General features: G+C 31.2%; 20 protein-coding genes and 1 tRNA gene. 17 read left to right on the top strand and 4 right to left on the bottom strand.

What is annotated here, in order from left to right; all coding sequences use genetic code 11:
- The first annotated feature begins 113 nt into the window (after nt 1–113).
- From ACIQ06_RS10325 to ACIQ06_RS10360, 8 genes are all read left to right on the top strand, one after another.
- On the top strand, nt 114–551 hold the full coding sequence (locus tag ACIQ06_RS10325) for a hypothetical protein (protein WP_396146071.1): 438 nt from the start codon (nt 114–116) through the stop codon (nt 549–551).
- Between the two features lie 135 nt (nt 552–686).
- Nucleotides 687–1,472 carry a hypothetical protein gene (locus tag ACIQ06_RS10330; protein WP_396146072.1) on the top strand — a complete coding sequence of 262 codons (786 nt, stop codon included), beginning with the start codon at nt 687–689 and terminating at the stop codon, nt 1,470–1,472.
- A 26-nt stretch (nt 1,473–1,498) separates the two neighbouring features.
- Entirely contained in the window at nt 1,499–2,893 is a 1,395-nt protein-coding gene (locus tag ACIQ06_RS10335) for a hypothetical protein (protein ID WP_396146074.1), read from the top strand.
- Between the two features lie 35 nt (nt 2,894–2,928).
- Nucleotides 2,929–3,669, top strand: a complete 741-nt coding sequence (locus ACIQ06_RS10340; protein WP_396146076.1) for a hypothetical protein — start codon at nt 2,929–2,931, stop codon at nt 3,667–3,669.
- Between the two features lie 92 nt (nt 3,670–3,761).
- The gene (locus tag ACIQ06_RS10345; RefSeq protein WP_396146078.1) at nt 3,762–4,361 is read left to right on the top strand and encodes a hypothetical protein; all 600 of its coding nucleotides are present in this window, start codon (nt 3,762–3,764) and stop codon (nt 4,359–4,361) included.
- A 59-nt stretch (nt 4,362–4,420) separates the two neighbouring features.
- Entirely contained in the window at nt 4,421–4,732 is a 312-nt protein-coding gene (locus ACIQ06_RS10350) for a helix-turn-helix domain-containing protein (RefSeq protein WP_396146080.1), read from the top strand.
- Nucleotides 4,733–4,864: 132 nt separating this feature from the next.
- Complete coding sequence (locus tag ACIQ06_RS10355; RefSeq protein ID WP_396146082.1) at nt 4,865–7,903, top strand: class I SAM-dependent DNA methyltransferase; 3,039 nt, start codon at nt 4,865–4,867, stop codon at nt 7,901–7,903.
- Complete coding sequence (locus ACIQ06_RS10360) at nt 7,890–8,489, top strand: hypothetical protein (RefSeq protein WP_396146084.1); 600 nt, start codon at nt 7,890–7,892, stop codon at nt 8,487–8,489. Before ACIQ06_RS10355 ends, ACIQ06_RS10360 begins: the two co-directional genes overlap by 14 nt.
- A gap of 333 nt (nt 8,490–8,822) precedes the next feature.
- Here ACIQ06_RS10360 and ACIQ06_RS10365 read toward each other — a convergent pair.
- Nucleotides 8,823–8,896 (bottom strand) — tRNA-Ile (locus ACIQ06_RS10365).
- A gap of 109 nt (nt 8,897–9,005) precedes the next feature.
- Nucleotides 9,006–9,407: a methylmalonyl-CoA epimerase gene (gene mce, locus ACIQ06_RS10370; protein ID WP_396146086.1), complete on the bottom strand. Its 402-nt coding sequence runs from the start codon at nt 9,405–9,407 to the stop codon at nt 9,006–9,008.
- Nucleotides 9,408–9,535: 128 nt separating this feature from the next.
- On the opposite strand from mce, the gene rbfA reads away from it, so the two are divergent.
- Together rbfA and ACIQ06_RS10380 are read left to right on the top strand one after the other, a co-directional pair.
- Nucleotides 9,536–9,928, top strand: a complete 393-nt coding sequence (gene rbfA / locus ACIQ06_RS10375) for a 30S ribosome-binding factor RbfA (RefSeq protein WP_298305562.1) — start codon at nt 9,536–9,538, stop codon at nt 9,926–9,928.
- A complete protein-coding gene (locus tag ACIQ06_RS10380) occupies nt 9,929–11,131 on the top strand; it encodes an ABC transporter permease (RefSeq protein ID WP_396146089.1) in 1,203 nt (400 codons plus the stop codon). It abuts the gene before it with no gap.
- On the opposite strand, the gene dusB is transcribed toward ACIQ06_RS10380, so the two are convergent.
- Nucleotides 11,128–12,120 (bottom strand): tRNA dihydrouridine synthase DusB, encoded by a 993-nt coding sequence (dusB, locus tag ACIQ06_RS10385; protein ID WP_396146091.1) that lies wholly within the window; start codon nt 12,118–12,120, stop codon nt 11,128–11,130. The genes ACIQ06_RS10380 and dusB overlap by 4 nt on opposite strands.
- A 42-nt stretch (nt 12,121–12,162) precedes the next feature.
- Here dusB and ACIQ06_RS10390 point away from each other — a divergent pair, with 42 nt between their 5' ends.
- From ACIQ06_RS10390 to lepA, 6 genes are all read left to right on the top strand, one after another.
- Nucleotides 12,163–13,437 (top strand): helix-turn-helix domain-containing protein, encoded by a 1,275-nt coding sequence (locus ACIQ06_RS10390; protein ID WP_396146093.1) that lies wholly within the window; start codon nt 12,163–12,165, stop codon nt 13,435–13,437.
- 73 nt (nt 13,438–13,510) lie between these two features.
- Nucleotides 13,511–13,996 (top strand): hypothetical protein, encoded by a 486-nt coding sequence (locus tag ACIQ06_RS10395; protein WP_396146095.1) that lies wholly within the window; start codon nt 13,511–13,513, stop codon nt 13,994–13,996.
- A gap of 145 nt (nt 13,997–14,141) precedes the next feature.
- The gene (locus tag ACIQ06_RS10400; RefSeq protein ID WP_396146096.1) at nt 14,142–14,498 is read left to right on the top strand and encodes a hypothetical protein; all 357 of its coding nucleotides are present in this window, start codon (nt 14,142–14,144) and stop codon (nt 14,496–14,498) included.
- Nucleotides 14,499–14,547: 49 nt separating this feature from the next.
- On the top strand, nt 14,548–15,030 hold the full coding sequence (locus ACIQ06_RS10405) for a DoxX family protein (protein WP_396146098.1): 483 nt from the start codon (nt 14,548–14,550) through the stop codon (nt 15,028–15,030).
- 1 nt (nt 15,031) lies between these two features.
- Nucleotides 15,032–15,391, top strand: coding sequence for a hypothetical protein (locus ACIQ06_RS10410; RefSeq protein WP_396146100.1), 360 nt, complete (start codon nt 15,032–15,034; stop codon nt 15,389–15,391).
- A 112-nt stretch (nt 15,392–15,503) separates the two neighbouring features.
- On the top strand, nt 15,504–17,300 hold the full coding sequence (gene lepA, locus ACIQ06_RS10415) for a translation elongation factor 4 (RefSeq protein WP_396146102.1): 1,797 nt from the start codon (nt 15,504–15,506) through the stop codon (nt 17,298–17,300).
- 70 nt (nt 17,301–17,370) lie between these two features.
- On the opposite strand, the gene ACIQ06_RS10420 is transcribed toward lepA, so the two are convergent.
- Complete coding sequence (locus ACIQ06_RS10420) at nt 17,371–18,294, bottom strand: 1-phosphofructokinase family hexose kinase (protein ID WP_396146104.1); 924 nt, start codon at nt 18,292–18,294, stop codon at nt 17,371–17,373.
- A gap of 127 nt (nt 18,295–18,421) precedes the next feature.
- Here ACIQ06_RS10420 and thiL point away from each other — a divergent pair, with 127 nt between their 5' ends.
- Nucleotides 18,422–19,468 (top strand): thiamine-phosphate kinase, encoded by a 1,047-nt coding sequence (gene thiL, locus ACIQ06_RS10425; RefSeq protein ID WP_396146106.1) that lies wholly within the window; start codon nt 18,422–18,424, stop codon nt 19,466–19,468.
- Nucleotides 19,469–19,620 lie beyond the last annotated feature (152 nt).

Here is a 19,620-nt window from a genome sequence, read left to right on the forward strand (position 1 = left end):
AGTAAGTTAGTTTAAAGAAAACTTAGAAATGCCTTCGTTTGTAAATATAATAAATTCCGTACCAAACGCAAGTGCATTTTAAATCAAAAAAAGTTAAATTTAAAATCACTATTATGAAAAAAACATTCACAAATTTAGAAGATTTTTATATTAATTCAGTAATACTTCCTCCTACTGAAAACCATAGTAAAGCCATAGTAATAGAAGCTTCTAACTGTAGCTTCTCAATCTACATCCCCAACAGAGACCAAAAGTCTAAACTAATAGATGAAGTCAAACTTAAATGTTGGATCCATGACTTTCGTCAAAATTTCATAAACTACTTTGGTTGCGCAAATGAAAATTACACCAAATCGCTTTATAAAAATAATAATTCTGACATTATTGTTGAAGACACGATAATTATTTCTGCTTTCAATTTTATAGATGATCAAAAGCATTTAAATGCAATTCGTGAGATTGTAAGCATGTTAGTTAGGTTTGGTTATGATACAAATCAGGAAACTGTTCTTTTCGTGTTAAACAACCAACCCAACTTAATTCGACTTTAAGAGGCAAAATCTCCACACTGAAATAGTTCTCTGCAATTCCTCTATCTCTTCACATCAATTGCATTTCAGTATAATTAAAACAGCCCTATGATATGGGGATATGGGCTGTTAACTAATAATTTAATAATAAATTTCATGGAATCTAATAACACTATCAATTTAAAAGATAATAGCTTTTCACTTCTAAGCTTTCTAGCAGCTCAAGAAGGTAAGCCTTATGATCCTATTCAACAGAGAATTATACAGACAATTGGAATAACATCTTTAATATCCGCAAGTAGTTTCGCAGTTGTCTTCACACTATATCTAGATAGCTATATGGAGCGTTTACCCTTGACAATATTACTTGGTTCTATTTTTATACTTTTTTGTTTGTTCATTAATCGAACCATTTTTTTATTTGGTTCTGGTAAAACCAAAACTATTTCGATTGTACTTTACCTTCTGTTATATTTAGTACTAAGTTACTTATTATCCTATTATTTTCTTTATTTCTATCTCGAGACTGAAATTGCAAAATACTGCAAGGATCAAACTGCATTGGAAAACGCTGAAGCTCTTATCAAGGCACTCCCACATCTTAATACAAAACAGAAACATACTGTCTCTGACTTTAGATTATTGATAACTTTCATATTATGGTGCGTTTCGCTCTTACCTCTTATCAATTTTCTATGGTTTAGTAAATCTCAATTGAATGAAGACGATTTTGAAGCCGATAATAGAATCTTAATTCAGTCCATTCAAAACAAAATTTTAAAAAAGAAAGAGGAATATATTCACTTACTATCCGAAACTCCAGAAAATAATTCTGACGACCCATTTAATGACAATTCTATTGATTCAAAATCATTAGCAAATAAACGAGAAGCTTTACTTCAAGAGATTCTAAATTTAGAACGCAGCTTACAAATACTATAAATCACAAACAATTAAAATTTTAAATTATGAGAAATATTTTACCTCTTAACAATTCTGTACTGGTACCACTTCCATACTATAAAACAGATAAATTGGATGTCATTCTGTCAAACTTAAAAAAACAAATTGATAATGAAACCAATGATTTGAATAAAATAAGTGGGGATAGAACCTTTTCATTTAAAAAAGTATCCGTTTTTTCGAATTACGAATCTACACTCAACAAATTCCAAACAAGACTTCATTTACTAAAAGGAAAATTTGATGTCCTAGCAGAGCAGTACAAGCAGGAGCATTATAATTATCTTAATTGGGCAGTTAGTCAAGACGTTCAATCTGATTTAGAATCCAAACTATCCCAAGATGATACTAATAAAGCAGTACTTGCCCAAGAAGAAAAAACAAAGCCAAAAGTAATTGAATATAGTCCTGTAAATGAAAATCCAGATTATAACACCTTAGAGATGCAGGGTTATCAGGCGCAACGTAGATATGCCCATCAATATGCCAAAGAGAACTTTGCAGATGATACTCCAGAAGATTTAATTGGACTAAAATACAATGTCGAAACATTAATTAAAATTCCTATTCTAAACCAAACATTACTCGGTAGTCTAAGTGTGGGGAAAATTGTATTAACCTGGGTAATTTACATAATTGGAATTACTGTTGAAACTCTTTTGTACGGCAAAGTGTTAAACACATTGTTTGCCTTCGAAGGCTATGAATCATACATAACTGGAGCTACAGCAGTATTACTATCCAAAATTGTTGGTAGTTTACTACATGGTAGTTTATTGGAGTTCTTACAAAATCAGTCTAGAGTGTTTCGTTTTCTATCAATAAAGATCAACAGAGTATATCTTTTTTTACTTCTAATTACACTGGTCTATGTTGCTTCATTAGGCTCTGTGTTTTATACGATAAAACAACAAGATAAAGCTTCAACAGAGTATGTAATGCTTCAAGATTCACAAATGAATATCCAAAACAATATAGACGCAGGAGTAATCAGTTATGACGAGGCTAAAACACAACTTGCCGATATCGAATCCCGTAAAAAAAATGTCGCCAAAAAACTAGAAGAACAAGATTCATTTTTAGACCGTTTAACCATTATTTTCTCCTCCTTAATTATTTTATTAAACTCAGCTACACTTTTTGAAATGGCTTCCATATATACGACCTGCTTAAAATTAAAAATCAAAGTAGAGGCTAAAGCAAATAAACTATCACGAATAGCAGCTAGTTTTTCAGCAACAAAAACTACCATAAAAACATACCGAAATAAAGCGTATCGAATTATATGCCTTCATGGCGAGATTCAATTTATTGATAGAATTCGACATGGCACACCAAAAGATATTGCCTTTGATAATACTCCCAAAAGGTATCTTCTTTACAACGAAAAAAATTCTTAACCCTTATTTACTAACAACTTTAAAACTTAGAAATTATGAAAAAAACAATGTTATTATTATTCTCATTACTGTTTTGCTTGAACGGTAAAGCACAAGCTAGTGTAATTAAAAACAACATCTTAGTGATTGTTTATGATGTTTCAGCTAGCGTTAATAACGCTTCATCTGATGAACTTAAAAAAAGTTTAATTAAAGATTGCAAACCCAACACTGATGTAGCAATTTTTCTAGCCAACGAATGCTCCAATAATGCTGGAAATACTAAACTTTTTAAATTCATTTCAACCTATAAAGCTCCTACAGGCTTTAGGACTGATGCCCAGAATAAAATTGATTTGATGAAAAAGAAGATTGTAGAACAAAATGATTGCAAAAGGATGTTAACAAATGTTATCAATTATCTAATTACACTCAACCAAAAATCAGCTCCTAAAACATACTTGTTAGACCTTTTACCTAAAATTAAAGAATCTGTAAAAGAATATAGAAATTCAATAGATATTCTGCTGATAAGTGACATGCAGGAAGATTCACAAAGAATTATTATGAAAGGTTTTGCGAATAAAATTTCTGCTGAAAACCAAGCTAAAACATTAGCCAAAAGGTTAATGGATGAGTATAGCTTAAGTAATACTTGCTTTGGCAAAGTAAGAAGCATCAAAGTAATAATTCCTAAAGGTGTATCTGAATCAAAAATGGTGTTTACTGACTATTTCTGGAGCTCTATCTTTTCTTCACTAGGATATAAAAAAGATATTATCTGGTTAAGATTATAAATTTCATTAATGAATTACCCCGAGGTTCTGCCTCGGAGTAATTCTATCGATTAAATAATTCTTTTAAAAACAACATAACTAAATTTAAAAAAATGAAAACAACAACAAACACTCAAAGAGATTTTCTTCAAGAGCTTGTAGAAAGTCATGATTTTTACCAAAACAATCTCAAACAAAGGGAATATTTAATTACAAATTTTGAACGATTAAAGCCTGACATAGCCTTCTCAAAAAGGCTAAATATTTGGATTGAAGATTTTTATAATAAACATTCACGTTACTTTGTTTTTGTAGACTTTGATGACTTTAATTTAGATGACATTTCTGAAACACATAAAAAACACGTTGAAAGATTTAAAGAAACTGCAAAAATCCATATTTGGACTGGGGCTTCAGAAACCACAATTTTTTCTGACCCTAAAATAAATTGGTATTTTCGAGCATGGCATGATTACATTCATATAAACTATAACCTTGGGTATTCATTTGAAGAGGAATCAATGGTTGCCTCAAAACAATGTGCTATGTTAGATAAAGATTGGTTGCTAGAGAAAGAACTTGTTCAGATAGAAATTCTGGCTCAGGGTCAGTATTTTCAAGTACATTCTGACTTTCCCGTTAATCAAAGAAAGTTCTGCATCAGTTATCTCCGTGATCCCATAAGTGCTATTTTTACAAAACAAAATGTATAGTTAATAACTCAACAAAACCAAGTGCTTTATAAAATACTTTATTTTCAAAAACTTCAATTATGAACTTCAATTTTGACACAAAAAACCATCCTAGTTCGGTACAATACATTATGATGGGAACTTCTGATTTTTACAAACTTGTAGAAGTGATTTATCAGCGAATAATTGCACAACAAAAACAGGAACAATCGATCTCTTGGCTAACCAAAAAACAGGCCATGGAATTACTGCATATTCAGTCACCAACAACACTTCGTTTGCTGGTTAATGAAGGTAAAATTATGGTGTCCCGTTTAAGCAGTAAAAAAATATACTATTGTAGGAATTCCATTTTAAAATACCTTGAAATGAAAAAAGAGGAGGTGTTTTAATGAAATGCAAAATGCATTCCGAAATTGAGCAATGAAATCAATGATTCGTGCAGATTGTAAAAATTAAGTTTTAAAGTTTTAAAAGCACAAAAAAAAGATTACTTTTGATGGTTAGTTTGATGTGTTTAATTTATGTCAGGACAATCTGTAATTGAATCAATAGGTCTAAACAGAGCTATTTCAACTCACTCGGTAAATGAAAAACTGACTGAAAGTCAAAGGCATGTCTTAACCTTAGCAAAAAAATTTAATGTTGATTCCGTTTATTTCAATACTGACCAAGAAGGAAATAGTTTTCCTGCAACATTTTTAAAAAAAGTGCAATCTTTTGATTTTGAAACATTAAAAGAAATCGCGGAAATACAAAAAGATATATGGAATTACAAAAAGGTTTTATTCCTTTACGTCTATTGCGAAACTGAAATTCGCATTTACAGCTGTTCTGAAAAACCACTCATTGTAACTCAAACAGAGTTTAATTACGAAAAAGAGTTGCAAAAAATTGAAATACAAAAATATCAATTTTCCGATAAAGAACATCTCGAGGAACTTAATCATCTTTTTTCCTCTATTGCAATTGACTCTGGTGTCATATGGACACTTAAAGAAGCTCAATTTATCAGGGACAAAATCAATATACAACGTAGGGTTGATAAGTACTTAGTTGAAAGTTTGGTAAATACAACTCGTCAACTTGAACAACAAGGGCTTGAAATAAACTTCATCCATAAAATTATTCTCCGCTCTTTATTTTTACTCTATCTTGAAGATAGGGGTGCTACCGATGAAAAATTCTATTCACAAATAAAGGATAGTGCGAAATCTTATTTCGATATTTTAGAAGATGTAGAGGCTACCTACAGCTTATACAATAGATTGGAAGGTCATTTCAATGGGAATGTATTCTCAATAAATGAAAATGAAATCATAAGCTTGGAACAGTTACAACTTATTAAGAAGTGCTTTATAAGTGGTAATGATAATACTCCGCAGATACAATTATTCGAAGACTGGAGGCTTTTTGATTTCAGTATTATACAAATTGAACTGCTTAGTGAGATTTATGAAAATTTTCTGTTTAAAACCGACCCTGAATTAAAGAAAAAAACAGGAACCTACTACACTCCACCTCCTTTAGTTGAATTTATTCTAAACGAAAAACTCCCAGTAAATGGACAAGGAAATTTTAATGTAAAAGTCCTAGATCCAAGTTGTGGGTCAGGAATTTTCTTGGTTGAAAGTTTTAAACGTTTGGTAAAGAGATACGAAAATCATCATCAGGAAAAGTTAACAGATTTTGAAAAACTCAAAACATTATTAACTGAGAATATCTTCGGGATAGAAATTCACCCACAAGCCATAAAAGTTGCGGCATTCAGTTTGTATTTAGCCTTGGTAGACCATCTTAACCCAAAAACTATTTGGCAAGAGAAAAACAGCCATCTCCCAAACCTTATTAACGACCCAGAAGACAGCACCTTAAAAACGCAAGGGAGCAATCTTTTTAGAAGAGATTCTATTCAGAAAAATGAGGAAATTGAAAAAATAAAATTTGACCTTGTTGTAGGGAATCCTCCTTTTGGCACAAAAGGTTTGCTTGAATCCGTGAGTAAATATTGTGATGAAAATAAATTTGCCAAAGAAATGGTTTTGCCATTTTTACATAAAGCTGTAAAATTTGCTCCGAATGGAAAAATTGCTTTGATTTTTAACACTAAAGTTTTAACCAATACTGGAGGTACCTATCAAAATTTTAGAAGATGGCTTTTCAATGATTGTTATGTTGAAAAGGTTTTTAACTTTTCCATTCTTCGAAATGTTCCTAAAAATTTTGGAGGTCAGTTGTTTGGAGATGCAACTGGACCAATAAGCATTGTATATTATCAGAAGGAAAAACCAGAAGAATTATCAGACAAAATAATGTATTATGCTCCTAAAACATTCATAAAAACAAATGTTGTTGAAGGTTTAAGTATAGATTTTACTGATTTAAAATACTTACCAAGAGAGGAGTGCCAAAATCCCAAAACCAAAATTTGGAAGGTTTCTATGTGGGGAGGAATGAATGATTGGGAGTTAATCAAAAAAATAAACAAAAAACAATCCAGCTTCAAAACATACCTAGTTAAAAATAACATTGACTATGGCTCAGGGTTGCATCCAAAAGAAAATGAACATAATAAGTTACTTATAGAAGGTAGGCATACTGATACCGATAAAATTGAAAAATATTATACTCCTATTGAAAAGACTACCGAAATTAATAAGGAGTATAGAAAAAATAATTTAAAATTGTTTAGGCATCCCTTAGCTATACTAAAAGAAGGAATTACAAACAAAAACATTCTCTCAAGTTACTTTGATTATGATGTATATTATAACAAAGCAGTATACGGATTCTCAACCCATGAGACTGAAAAATTAAAATCTATTGTAATTACTTTCAATTCTAATTTGGTAACGTATTTTTTCTTTCTGACTTCTTCTTCCTGGGCAATTGAGCGGGATAGAATAGTTTTAACAGAGTATTTAGATTTCCCTTATTCAGAATTAGACGGGAAGGACTTAGAAAAAATACAATTTTCTGATGTATGTTTTGATCGAAAAATTTCCCTATTAAACCAGCATAAAAATTGTTTTGATTTTCAATATTGGGAATTAAAAATAAACAAGTTATACAACCTATCTCAAAACGATATAATTCGTGTTTCTGACACTATAACATTATCTGTTGATTTATTTCACAAAAAGGAAAAATCGATTGCTTTGTATCCTGTGAAACAAGAACAGGTAACAGCTTATGCGATAATTCTCAGTAATGAACTCAATAACTTTCTTGATGGGCAACAGTTATTTGCTAATGTTACTGTATATAATTCAATTGGCGTTTTTACTCCATTAATGATGATAAAAATTTCTCACGATATAAGTATTAGAGATATTGTTCTCTCTGATGAACAAGTGGATATAGAACTCAAAAAACTTGATAAATACCTGTGGGAGAAAAAAGCCACTAATATATATTTTAGAAAAAAATTAAATTATAAAAAAAATAACGATATATATATTATTCGACCAAATCAACGAAGATTTTGGTCACAATCTATTGCTGTAGAAGACGCTTCAGATTTAATTCTTGAAATTTTAAATGAAGAGCATGATGAAGCTTAGTCTGATTTATAGGAAAGCCTTTGAGCAAGATTGCATCGAACTAATTGCCAATGCATATATATTGGCGCTTGCAGAAAAAAAATATCAAACTGACTGGCTTGAAAACGATTTTTCAGAATTGTTGGGATATTATGTAAATGAGAGTACATTTTCTTTATCTAAGGGAATTACATGCAAAACTGAAAATAAACTTTTAACAGAAGCCGACAATCAGACAAAAGGATTTGCCGATAAACTTCCGAGAATTGATTTCGTTTATTTCAAAATATGGAATGGGAAACGATTTCATTGTTATATGGAAGCTAAAAGATTAAAAGAAAATGATTCTAATCTTAAAAGAGCATACATAGACCAAGGTATGCAACGGTATATTTCTGAAAAATATCCTTTAGGATGTATGTTGGGTTACTTGACTGAAGGAAATGAAATAGAAACAATTCATGGAATTAATTCTCTTCTGAAAAAAGATCAAAGAGATTCAGAAATACTAAACTCTGTAAGTTCCAACCTTCATAATTCTTATTATGAATCGAATCATAACAGTATTGGAACTATAAAACACTTGATTTTTGATTTCAACACATAATGCTTGAACTCTTCCTATTTGCTAATTTTGTTTTTATAATAATTTCTATCGAAAAATATTTCTGGTTATCTTTCTAAAAATTGATATAAGAGAAGTTTCCCTAATTGTAGTCTCTTGCAAATTATGTGCAAATGTATCTTTTGCAAAAAATCTAATGATTGTAATTGAGATTATCGATTGAGATTGATTTGTTAGAACAATCAAACTCTAAATAGGTCTTTTAAGCCAAAATATTCCGTTTCAAGACATTACAAGCCAAAATTTACTTGCAAATTATGTGCAAATAAAAAAGAGTTACAACTTTAAATCGTTGTAACTCTCTGATTTTTAGCGTGGTCCCACCTGGGCTCGAACCAGGGACCACCTGATTATGAGTCAGGTGCTCTAACCAACTGAGCTATAGGACCGGTTATGAGGTTGCAATATTACTACTATTTTTAATTTATTGCAAGTGTTTTTAAATTTTTGATTTATTAGAATTTTACAAAATCTATAATCATTTGAAATTCAATTCCTCTAATCAATTTCTTGACATAGTTCAATCAGAACTCCATTGGTGGTCTTTGGATGAAGAAAAGCTACTAGTTTGTTGTCAGCTCCTTTTTTAGGTATTTCGTTTAATAGTATAAATCCTTCATCTTTCAGTCTTTTCATTTCTGATATAATATCTTTTACATCAAATGCTATATGATGAATCCCTTCGCCTTTCTTATCAATAAATTTAGCAATTGGACTTTCAGGATTTGTCGCTTCTAATAATTCTATTTTATTTGGCCCATTCATAAAAAAAGAAGTTTTTACTCCTTCACTTGCAACTTCTTCTTGTTTGTAAGCTGGTGCACCAAATAATTTTTCAAACAATAAATTCGAAGTTTCTAAATTTTTTACAGCAATTCCTATATGTTCTATTTTTCTCATTATTTTACTATTGTTTTCAATGATTTATTAGAAATCAAAGTTACTAATTCCCAACTTTATTAACTAATGATTTTTATCATAATGAACGCTATGACTTGAAATTAAACTTAAAATCGTATTTTTGCACCATGGAAACAAATAGACAGAAAAAAATAGGAAGCGTTCTACAAAATGATTTAGTAGATATTCTTCAAGGTGAAGTGAGAAAAAACGGACTTACAAATTTGATAATTTCGGTTTCTAAAGTTGTTGTTACAACTGATTTGGGTGTAGCACGTGTATATTTAAGTGTTTTTCCTCAAAATAGAGCTCAAGAAATTTTAGCTGCAGTAAAATCTAATGCACCATTAATAAAACATGACTTGTCTCAACGCGTTAAATTGCAGTTGAGAAAAGTGCCTAATCTTTCTTTTTATATTGACGATTCACTAGATTATATCGAAAAAATTGACAATGCTTTAAAAGGAGAAGAAAATCCTATAGAAAACAGAGAATTACTAGAAAAACGCAAGAGATCGTAAGTGAGTTTCCCTTTTTACATAGCTAAACGATATGTTTTTAGTAAGAGCAAGAATAATGCCATCAACATTATTGCTAAAATTGCTTCAGGAGGAATTATTGTTGGAGCCATGGCTTTATTTGTAGTTCTATCTGTTTTTAGTGGATTGAGAGTATTTAGTTTATCCTTTTCAAATGATTTTGACCCAGATTTAAAAGTAAATCCATCCATAGGAAAATCATTTTACATAACAACTGATCAAGAGAAAAAAATTAGAAATACCGAAGGTGTAGTTGACTTTAGTAAAATAATTGAAGAGCGAGTACTATTTTCTTTTGATGGAAAACAACAAATTTCTATTCTAAAAGGAGTTGATAATAATTTCAAAAATGTTAGTAAAGCATCTCAAAAGCTATTTAACGGTCAATGGTTAAAACCTGAAACTTACCAAGTTGTAGTTGGTTATGGGATTTCTGAAAAACTATCTATGGGTTTGTTTGACTTCAATAATGCTTTTGAAGTAAAGGCTCCCAAGCCTGGAATAGGTGATTTGGCTCTAAATCCAGAAGATTCATTTAATAAATCTATCTTGATTCCTGTTGGAATTTATGCAATTAGCGATGAACTTAATTCTAAGTATGTATTTGCCGATTTAGGTTTGGCCCAGGAGTTATTACAATACAAAACAAATCAGGTTTCAGGAATTGAATTGAAATTAAAACCTAATTCAAATGAAGCTGAAGTAATTACCAAAATAGAAGCCATTTTCAATAATAAAGTTGACGTAAAAACAAGGGCTGAATTAAACGCAACTTTACACAAAATGTTAAATACTGAAAATATAGCGGTTTATCTTATTTTTACTCTTGTAATTATTATTGCTCTTTTCAATTTAATTGGAGCATTAATAATGATGATTTTAGACAAGAAAGCAAACTTAAAAACCTTGTATAACCTTGGGACAGAAGTTAAAGATTTACGTAAAGTATTTTTGCTTCAAGGAAGCATATTAAGTATTTTTGGTGGTATAATAGGTTTGGTTTTAGGAATTATCATTGTTTTAATACAACAACAATTCCAGCTTATCATGATAAATCCAACATTGGCCTATCCTGTTGAATTTTCAATATTAAATGTTTTGATAGTATTTTTAACGATTGTTTCTTTGGGAATTATTGCAAGTTTTATTGCAAGCAGTAGAGTAACAAAAAAGCTTTTAGACTAAACAATTTGATAATTAGCATATTCTTGACTAATCTCTTCAAATATATCCATCAATCCGTTGTGTTCGTCTGTCGTTACTAAACGTTGTTTGTATTCTTTAAAGCCATGAATTCCTTTGAAATAATTGGTATAATGACGACGCATTTCTACAATTCCAAGGCGTTCACCTTTCCAATCCATTGACCAAATTAAATGATTTCTAGCTGCTTCTACTCTATCAGCAATTGTTGGTTTTGCAAGATGTTCTCCTGTTGCAAAATAATGTTTGATTTCGTTAAAAATCCACGGATACCCAATTGCGGCACGACCTATCATCATTCCGTCAAGGCCGAATTTATTTTTATATTCTAAAGCCTTTTCTGGAGAATCGATATCGCCGTTTCCAAAAATTGGCATTGTAATTCTAGGATTGTTTTTTACACGTTCAATATGACTCCAATCAGAATGACCTTTATACATTTGCGCACGCGTTCTTGCGTGAACCGTTAAAGCTTGTACTCCAATATCTTGCAAACGCTCTGCAACCTCATCGATATTGATAGAATTTTCATCCCAACCCAAACGCGTTTTTACCGTTACCGGAAGATTAGTTCCTTTAATAACTGCTTTTGTTAAGCGAATCATCAAATCTACATCTTTCAAAACGCCTGCGCCTGCACCTTTACAAACTACTTTTTTTACCGGACAACCAAAATTGATGTCTACCAAATCGGGTTGAACAGCATCGACAATTCGTGAAGACATCTCCATTGCTTCTTCATCACCACCAAAAATTTGGATTCCGACTGGTCGTTCGTAATCAAAAATATCTAATTTCTGACGACTTTTTACAGCATCACGAATCAATCCTTCCGAGGAAATAAATTCGGAGTACATTAAATCGGCACCGTGCAATTTGCACAATCTACGAAATGGTGGATCGCTCACGTCTTCCATCGGCGCAAGTAATAGCGGAAAATCGGGTAATATGATGTTGCCTATTTTGGGCATTGAACTAATTTTTTTTGCAAAGATAGTTAAGAAAATTTAGTTATGAAATTTAATATGATGTGTGACAATCATTTAAAAATTAATAATTATTTTTACAAAAACTTCACAATGCTTTTTCAATTTGGGTTTTATAGTTCAGTTTTACTTATTTCTTTTACACAAGGAATAATTTACAGCATTTTATTACTTGTAAAGGCAATTAAAACTGAAAACAACTCTAATTACTGGCTGAGTTTATTTATTTTTCTGTGTTGTCTTTACATTGCTCCATGGATGCTCGGTTTTGCTGGCTGGTATGATAATCAACCTTACAGGGACTTTTTATTCTACACACCTTTTCAGCATTTACTTTTTGTTGGTCCGATAATATTTTTTTACACACAAAGTTTATTAAATCCATCTTTTAAATTTTCAAAAAAAGAAGTTCTTCATTTACTTCCAGGATTTATTTACCTAGTTTACATTATGTCTATTTGGATATATGATAAGTTTATTTTTGGTGGTTATTTTTTCTACGAAAATGGCATGGATAAAGATTTTGACGATTGGTATCAAAAGCTTGGTTTAATTTCAATGATTATTTATTTTATATTAAGCATTCGATATTATAATGTGTACAAAAAATTGATGTTTCAGGTTGTAAGTTATGCCGATTCTATTTTATTCAAATGGATAAAAACCTATTTAATTGCTTTTTTAGTAATGTTGCTTTTACCGATCACTTTTGATATTTTGGGGTTCTTCTATCCTGAAATGAAATCCTATCAAGGAAGTTGGTGGTTTTTTCTATTCTTTTCGATTGTGATGTATTACATTGCTGTTACTGGATATTCCAATCCTATAAATTCTACAATTCCGTTTAAAATGTCTTTTTTTGATAAAAATCCGATTCTTTTATTGGATTCAAACAATGTGAATGAAACAGAAACAGTAATAGATATTGAGCACGAAACATTTGAAGAAACAAATTCGCCTGAAATTTCTCTTTGGAAATCTAAAATTGAAACTCTAATTCAAGAAGAAAAACTCTACCAAAACCCTGAATTAACGCTTACCGATTTGGCAAAAAAACTAGAAACCAATGCTTCTGTAATTTCGAAAACCATAAATCAAGGTTTTCAAATGAATTTTAACGACTGCATCAATAATTATAGAATTGAAGCTGTAAAAAATAGTTTTGCCAATGGCGAACACAAAAAATCTACCTTATTAGGAATCGCTTATGATTGTGGATTTAATTCAAAAGCGACTTTTAACCGAGCTTTCAAAAAAAATACTGGAACAACTCCAAAAGAATATTTGAGTTTGATTTCTTAAGATTACAATTTTACAATTTTATTAAATTGAATAGGTTTATTTTTACTTAATCAAAGTTTCAATCATCAATCAAATGAAATCGGTTTTAAAAATACTTTTAATCGTTTTATTGTCAAACAATCTATATTCACAATCAAAGGTTTTTTCTATTGAAGAAGCTCAAAAAATTGGAATTAGTATTGACAAATTAGATTTAGAATACAAATCGGCTGTTCATTCTGACATTACAAAAGCGGTTTTCAAAACAGAAGCACAACAACAAAAATTACAAGAATCTTACACTAAATTACTTCAAGATTTTGGATCATTTTTAAACAAAAACAACTTCAAATGGGAAAGTAAAACAAAATGCTTTCAAAGGATTTATTTTGCTCCAAATGGCAAAATCGATTATTTTATTTATAATTTCAAATTAAAAAATGTACTTCCTGAAAATTTTATTTCTGAAGAAAAACAAAAAGAATTTCAAAGATTATTAAAACTTTTTGTCAAAGAATATACTTTTTCATCAACTGCTTCTGAACCATTTGCGCAATGCAGTCCAACTTCTTATCAATAAAAGTATCAAATCATAACCTATTGTTTTTCAAACAGTATCAAATAAATTAATTTAAAAAATTTAAGTCTCAAATCATAATTTGAAGCGATTGACGATGATTAATGGCGGAATTTTGTCCTATTATTAATCATTAAAAATTCTAATTATGAAATCACTTATTGCATTATTCGCTGCTTTATTAATTACTACTTCTTGTGGTGTTTTTGGTTCGCTAACTTCTAACACAACTATTAAACCAAACGAAAGTTTTGTTTTAGGAAACAACGAACACAGAACCTTTAAAGTAAAACTTAAAAACGTTTCCAATCACGATTTAAAAATAATTATGGCTCCAATTTCAGGAGGAACACATTCTCCAATTACCGTGAGTCCAAATGAAACTGTAACGGTAAAAGCAGAAAAAAATACTGCTGTAGTTATTGAAAACAAATCTAATGAAAGCGCGTCAGTCGATTTGTATGTTATTGGCGATACTGGATTATCAATGGGATATAAGAATTAAAGTAGTTTCAATCATCAATCAATTTCAAAAAACAAAAAACAAAAAAATCATGAAACTACTAACTATAATTACAAAACCCATTTTGTTGCCTCATTGGTCACAAGATTTATTTTTAACTCTTCCACGAATCATTTGTGGTTACTTACTAGCTTTTAATTTTGGAGCAGCAAAATTCGGAATGCCTTGGTCACCTGTTGATGCGAATTTAGGATTATTTGAAGTCGCTTTTTGGTTTCCAAACGATGTTGCAAGTTATGGCGGAATCTTTGCCATTGCTCCTGCATTTTTTGCATGGATGGGCGCTTTCGCAGAAGCTGTTGGCGGACTATTTTTACTGTTTGGACTTCAAACAAGAATAACATCATTTCTAATAATTTGTACCATGCTGATTGCCATTTTTATGCAACAAATTCAAAACGGATTGTGGAATTGTCTCGCAGCTATGGGATTCCTTTGGGTTGCTATGTTTTATTTAATCATAGGTTCAGGACGATTTGGAGTTGACTATTTACTAACTAAAAACAAAGCATAAGATGAAAAAGACATTAGTAATAATTGCAATAATATTTTCATTATTGGCAACAAGTTGCGTTCAGAAAACCTATAAAAAAACAGTAGTTTTAACATTAGACGTATCTGAAATTAAAAACGTGCAAAAAGTCGGAATTCGAGGAAACGACAAACCTTTGTCTTGGGATTATGACACCGAAATGAAAGCAATTAAAAAAGACAGTTTGTATCAAATCACTTTGACTGGAGAAACCGGTTATAAATTTACTGAAGTAAAATTTGTGGTAAACGATACTTTCGAATTACAAAATGAAGACAACCGAAGAGTGCTTTTCTCTGAAAAGGACACCACTTTTTTTAAAGCAAAATTTAATAAAAGATAAAATTCTAATTTTCTCAAATACCAGAAAATAAATTACAATTAAACTGTCAAACTTTTACCTTATATTTGCAGATTAAATGCGAAAGCATTAGTAAAATTGACAGATACAGAAGATGAAGCATATTAGAAATTTTTGCATTATTGCACATATTGACCACGGAAAAAGTACGCTTGCCGACCGACTTCTTGGTGCCACACAAACCGTCACTGCTCGTGAAGAAAAAGCACAATTGCTTGACAACATGGATTTGGAGCGTGAACGTGGAATTACCATAAAAAGTCACGCCATTCAAATGGAATATAAATATAAAGGTGAAGATTATATCTTAAACCTTATTGATACTCCCGGACACGTAGATTTCTCTTACGAAGTTTCTCGTTCGATTGCAGCTTGCGAAGGCGCGCTTTTGATTGTTGATGCAGCACAAAGTATTCAAGCACAAACGATTTCTAATTTATATTTGGCTTTAGAAAACGACTTGGAAATTATTCCAGTTTTGAATAAAGTTGATTTACCAAGTGCTAATCCTGAAGAAGTTAGCGATGATATTATTGATTTATTAGGTTGCAAATTGGAAGATATTATTCACGCTTCTGGAAAAACAGGTTTTGGTGTTGAAAATATTTTAGCTGCCATTATTGAAAAGATTCCGCCTCCTAAAGGTAATGTTGATGAACCATTACAGGCATTGATTTTCGATTCACATTATAATCCTTTTCGCGGAATTGAAGTAATTTTTAGAGTGAAAAACGGAGAAATCCGTAAAGGTCAAAAAATTAAATTCATGGCAACTGGAAACGAATATTTTGCCGATGAAGTAGGAACATTAAAGTTAAATCAAGTTCCAAAAAATGTAATTTCTGCTGGTGATGTTGGTTATTTAATTTCAGGAATTAAGGAAGCCAAAGAAGTAAAAGTTGGTGATACAATTACTGATGCAAAAACACCAACGACTAATATGATTACTGGATTTGAAGACGTAAAACCAATGGTTTTTGCTGGAATTTATCCGGTTGATACAGATGATTTTGAAGATTTACGTGCTTCAATGGAGAAACTACAATTGAATGATGCCTCATTAGTTTTTACAGCAGAAAGTTCAGCAGCTTTAGGATTTGGTTTTCGATGTGGATTCCTAGGAATGCTGCACTTGGAAATTATTCAAGAACGATTGGAACGTGAATACGATATGACTGTAATTACAACTGTTCCAAACGTTTCGTATTTGGCTTACACCAAAAAAGATCCTGAAACATCATTTGTAATTAACAATCCATCTGATTTACCTGAACCTTCAAAATTAGACCGAGTTGAAGAACCTTACATAAAAGCAACTATCATCACTAAATCTGATTTCGTAGGTAATGTAATGAGTTTGTGTATCGAAAAACGTGGAGTAATAACTAATCAAACCTATTTGACAACGGAAAGAGTTGAATTAAATTTTGACATGCCACTAGCTGAAATCGTATTCGATTTTTACGATCGATTGAAAACAGTTTCTAAAGGTTATGCTTCGTTTGATTATTCTCCAATCGGAATGCGAACTTCTAAATTAGTGAAACTAGATGTTTTATTAAACGCGCAAACAGTTGATGCGCTTTCTGCGTTGATTCACGAAGATAATGCTTACAATATTGGTAAGAAAATGACCGAAAAACTACGTGAATTAATACCAAGACAGCAATTTGATATTCCAATTCAAGCTGCGATTGGTGCTAAAATTATTGCACGTGAAACTATAAAAGCGTTACGTAAAGACGTTACCGCAAAATGTTATGGTGGAGATATTTCTCGTAAACGTAAACTTCTTGAAAAACAGAAAAAAGGTAAAAAACGTATGCGTCAAGTAGGAAATGTTGAAATTCCTCAAGAAGCATTTATGGCTGTTTTGAAATTGAATGATTAGAAAGTACGAAATACTAAGTACAAAGTTTAAAATATTAAGAAACCCGATGACGAAAGTTGTTGGGTTTTTGTTAGATATCTTTTAATAATCGCATCACATCTTCAGTTTTAAAAAGTTGTGTTCCTTCATTCATTGTGGCGGCTGTTCCGCAGCACACGCCTATTTGGATTACTTCTTTTAGGGATTTGTTTAGTGATAATGCCCAAACCATTCCGCCAACCATGCTATCGCCTGCTCCAACTGTACTTTTCTTTTCTACTTTCGGTGCTTTTACAAGATGTGTTTCTTCGTTTGTGACTAAGATTGCGCCTTCTGCTCCGAGTGAAACTACTACAATTTCGGCACTTTTATCTTCAATTAGCTTTTTTGCAGCTTTTTCTACTTCTGGTAATTCTAACCTTTCAACTCCAATTAATTTTGCTAATTCGCCAATGTTGGGTTTAATTAAATAAACGCCAGATTCTAAAACTTTTTGTAAAGCTTCGCCAGATGTATCAACGATAACTTTTATATTTGATTCTTTAGCGATTTCTGCTATTTTTTGGTAGAAATTTGTTGGCAAACCTTCATTCAAACTTCCGCTGATTACTAGATAATCGGTTTTTAACTCTTTTATGGTTTGTAGAATTCTATCTTTTTCATTTTCTGAAAATTCATTTCCTGGAAATCCGAATCTATATTGTGCTTTGCTTGTATTTTCGAATGCTATGAAATTTTCTCTAGTCCAATTTTTGGTTTTTATGGCAACACTTTCTAAACTCTCTTTCGCAATTAATTCTTCCAACATTTCTCCAGAAGAACCACCAGAAGTAAAAACACAAGTTGATTTTCCTCCCAATTTAGCAATCGCTTTTGAAACATTTATTCCGCCACCGCCAGCATCATATCGTGGTTTTTCGCAACGAATTTTTTGTTCGGCAATCAATCCTGTAAAATGCGTTGATTTGTCTAATGATGGATTTATGGTAAGAGTAACTATTTTTATATTTTCCATTTTAAATTGTAATTGAACATAAAGATAAGACTTTCTATATTCTAACCATTAAGAAATTAAGTTTCATTAAGATTTCATTATTAAAAGTGACTTTGTGGCAAACAAAAATCCTTCGTACCTTTGCAAAATGATAGAAGATAAAAATCCGCAACGAACATCACTTTCGCAATTGGGCGAATTTGGATTGATAGACCATTTGACAAAAAACTTTGATGTAAAAAACACCTCAACTATAAAAAGTATTGGTGATGATGCTGCTGTTTTAGATTTTAAAGATAAAAAAGTAGTCGTTTCAACTGATTTATTGATTGAAGGCGTACATTTTGATTTAGCTTACATGCCATTACGCCATTTGGGTTACAAAGCTGTTGTAGTTAATGTTTCTGATATTTGTGCGATGAATGCGAAAGCAACTCAAATTACAGTTTCGGTTGCAGTTTCTAATCGTTTTCCGTTGGAAGCTTTAGAAGAATTATTTGATGGAATTACATTAGCGTCAAAATTTTACAATGTTGATGTTATTGGTGGCGACACCACTTCGTCACAGAAAGGTTTGATTATCTCAATCACTGCAATTGGTGAAGCAAATGAAGACGAAATTGTTTACAGAAGCGGCGCAAAAGAAGGCGATTTGTTAGTAGTTTCTGGCGATTTGGGTTCGGCTTATATGGGATTACAAGTTTTGGAACGTGAGAAACAAGTGTTTCAGGTAAATCCAAACAATCAACCCGATTTGGATGCATATACTTATTTGATAGAAAGACAATTACGTCCAGAAGCACGTCATGATATTAAAGAATTATTATCAAAATTGGAAGTAAAACCAACTTCGATGATTGATATTTCGGATGGATTATCTTCTGAGATTATTCATATTTGTAAGCAATCAAAAGTGGGTTGTAATTTATATGAAGAGAAAATTCCGGTTGATCCTCAGTTTATTAATGTGTGCGAAGAATTCAATATTGATTCTACAACAGTTGCAATAAATGGTGGCGAAGATTACGAATTATTGTTTACCATTGCTATGGAAGATTTTGATAAAATAAAAGCCAATCCAAACTTCACAGTAATAGGACATATGGTTGGCGAAAGCGAAGGAACTCATTTGATAACAAGAGCCAATACTAAAATTCCTTTGAAAGCTCGTGGTTGGAATGCTTTGGAAGAATAGATATAAAAAAAAGCGATACGTAATTGGAGGGCACTGAAAAAGTCCTTTAAGTAATAAGTATAATAATTTAAGGAGTAGAAAACTTAGTTTTTCTGCTCTTTTTTTTGTATATTTAGCTGTAATTATAGAGTTTTATAGATGTTATTAAAGCA

The organism is Flavobacterium sp. (assembly GCF_044341265.1).
GTDB lineage: Bacteria > Bacteroidota > Bacteroidia > Flavobacteriales > Flavobacteriaceae > Flavobacterium.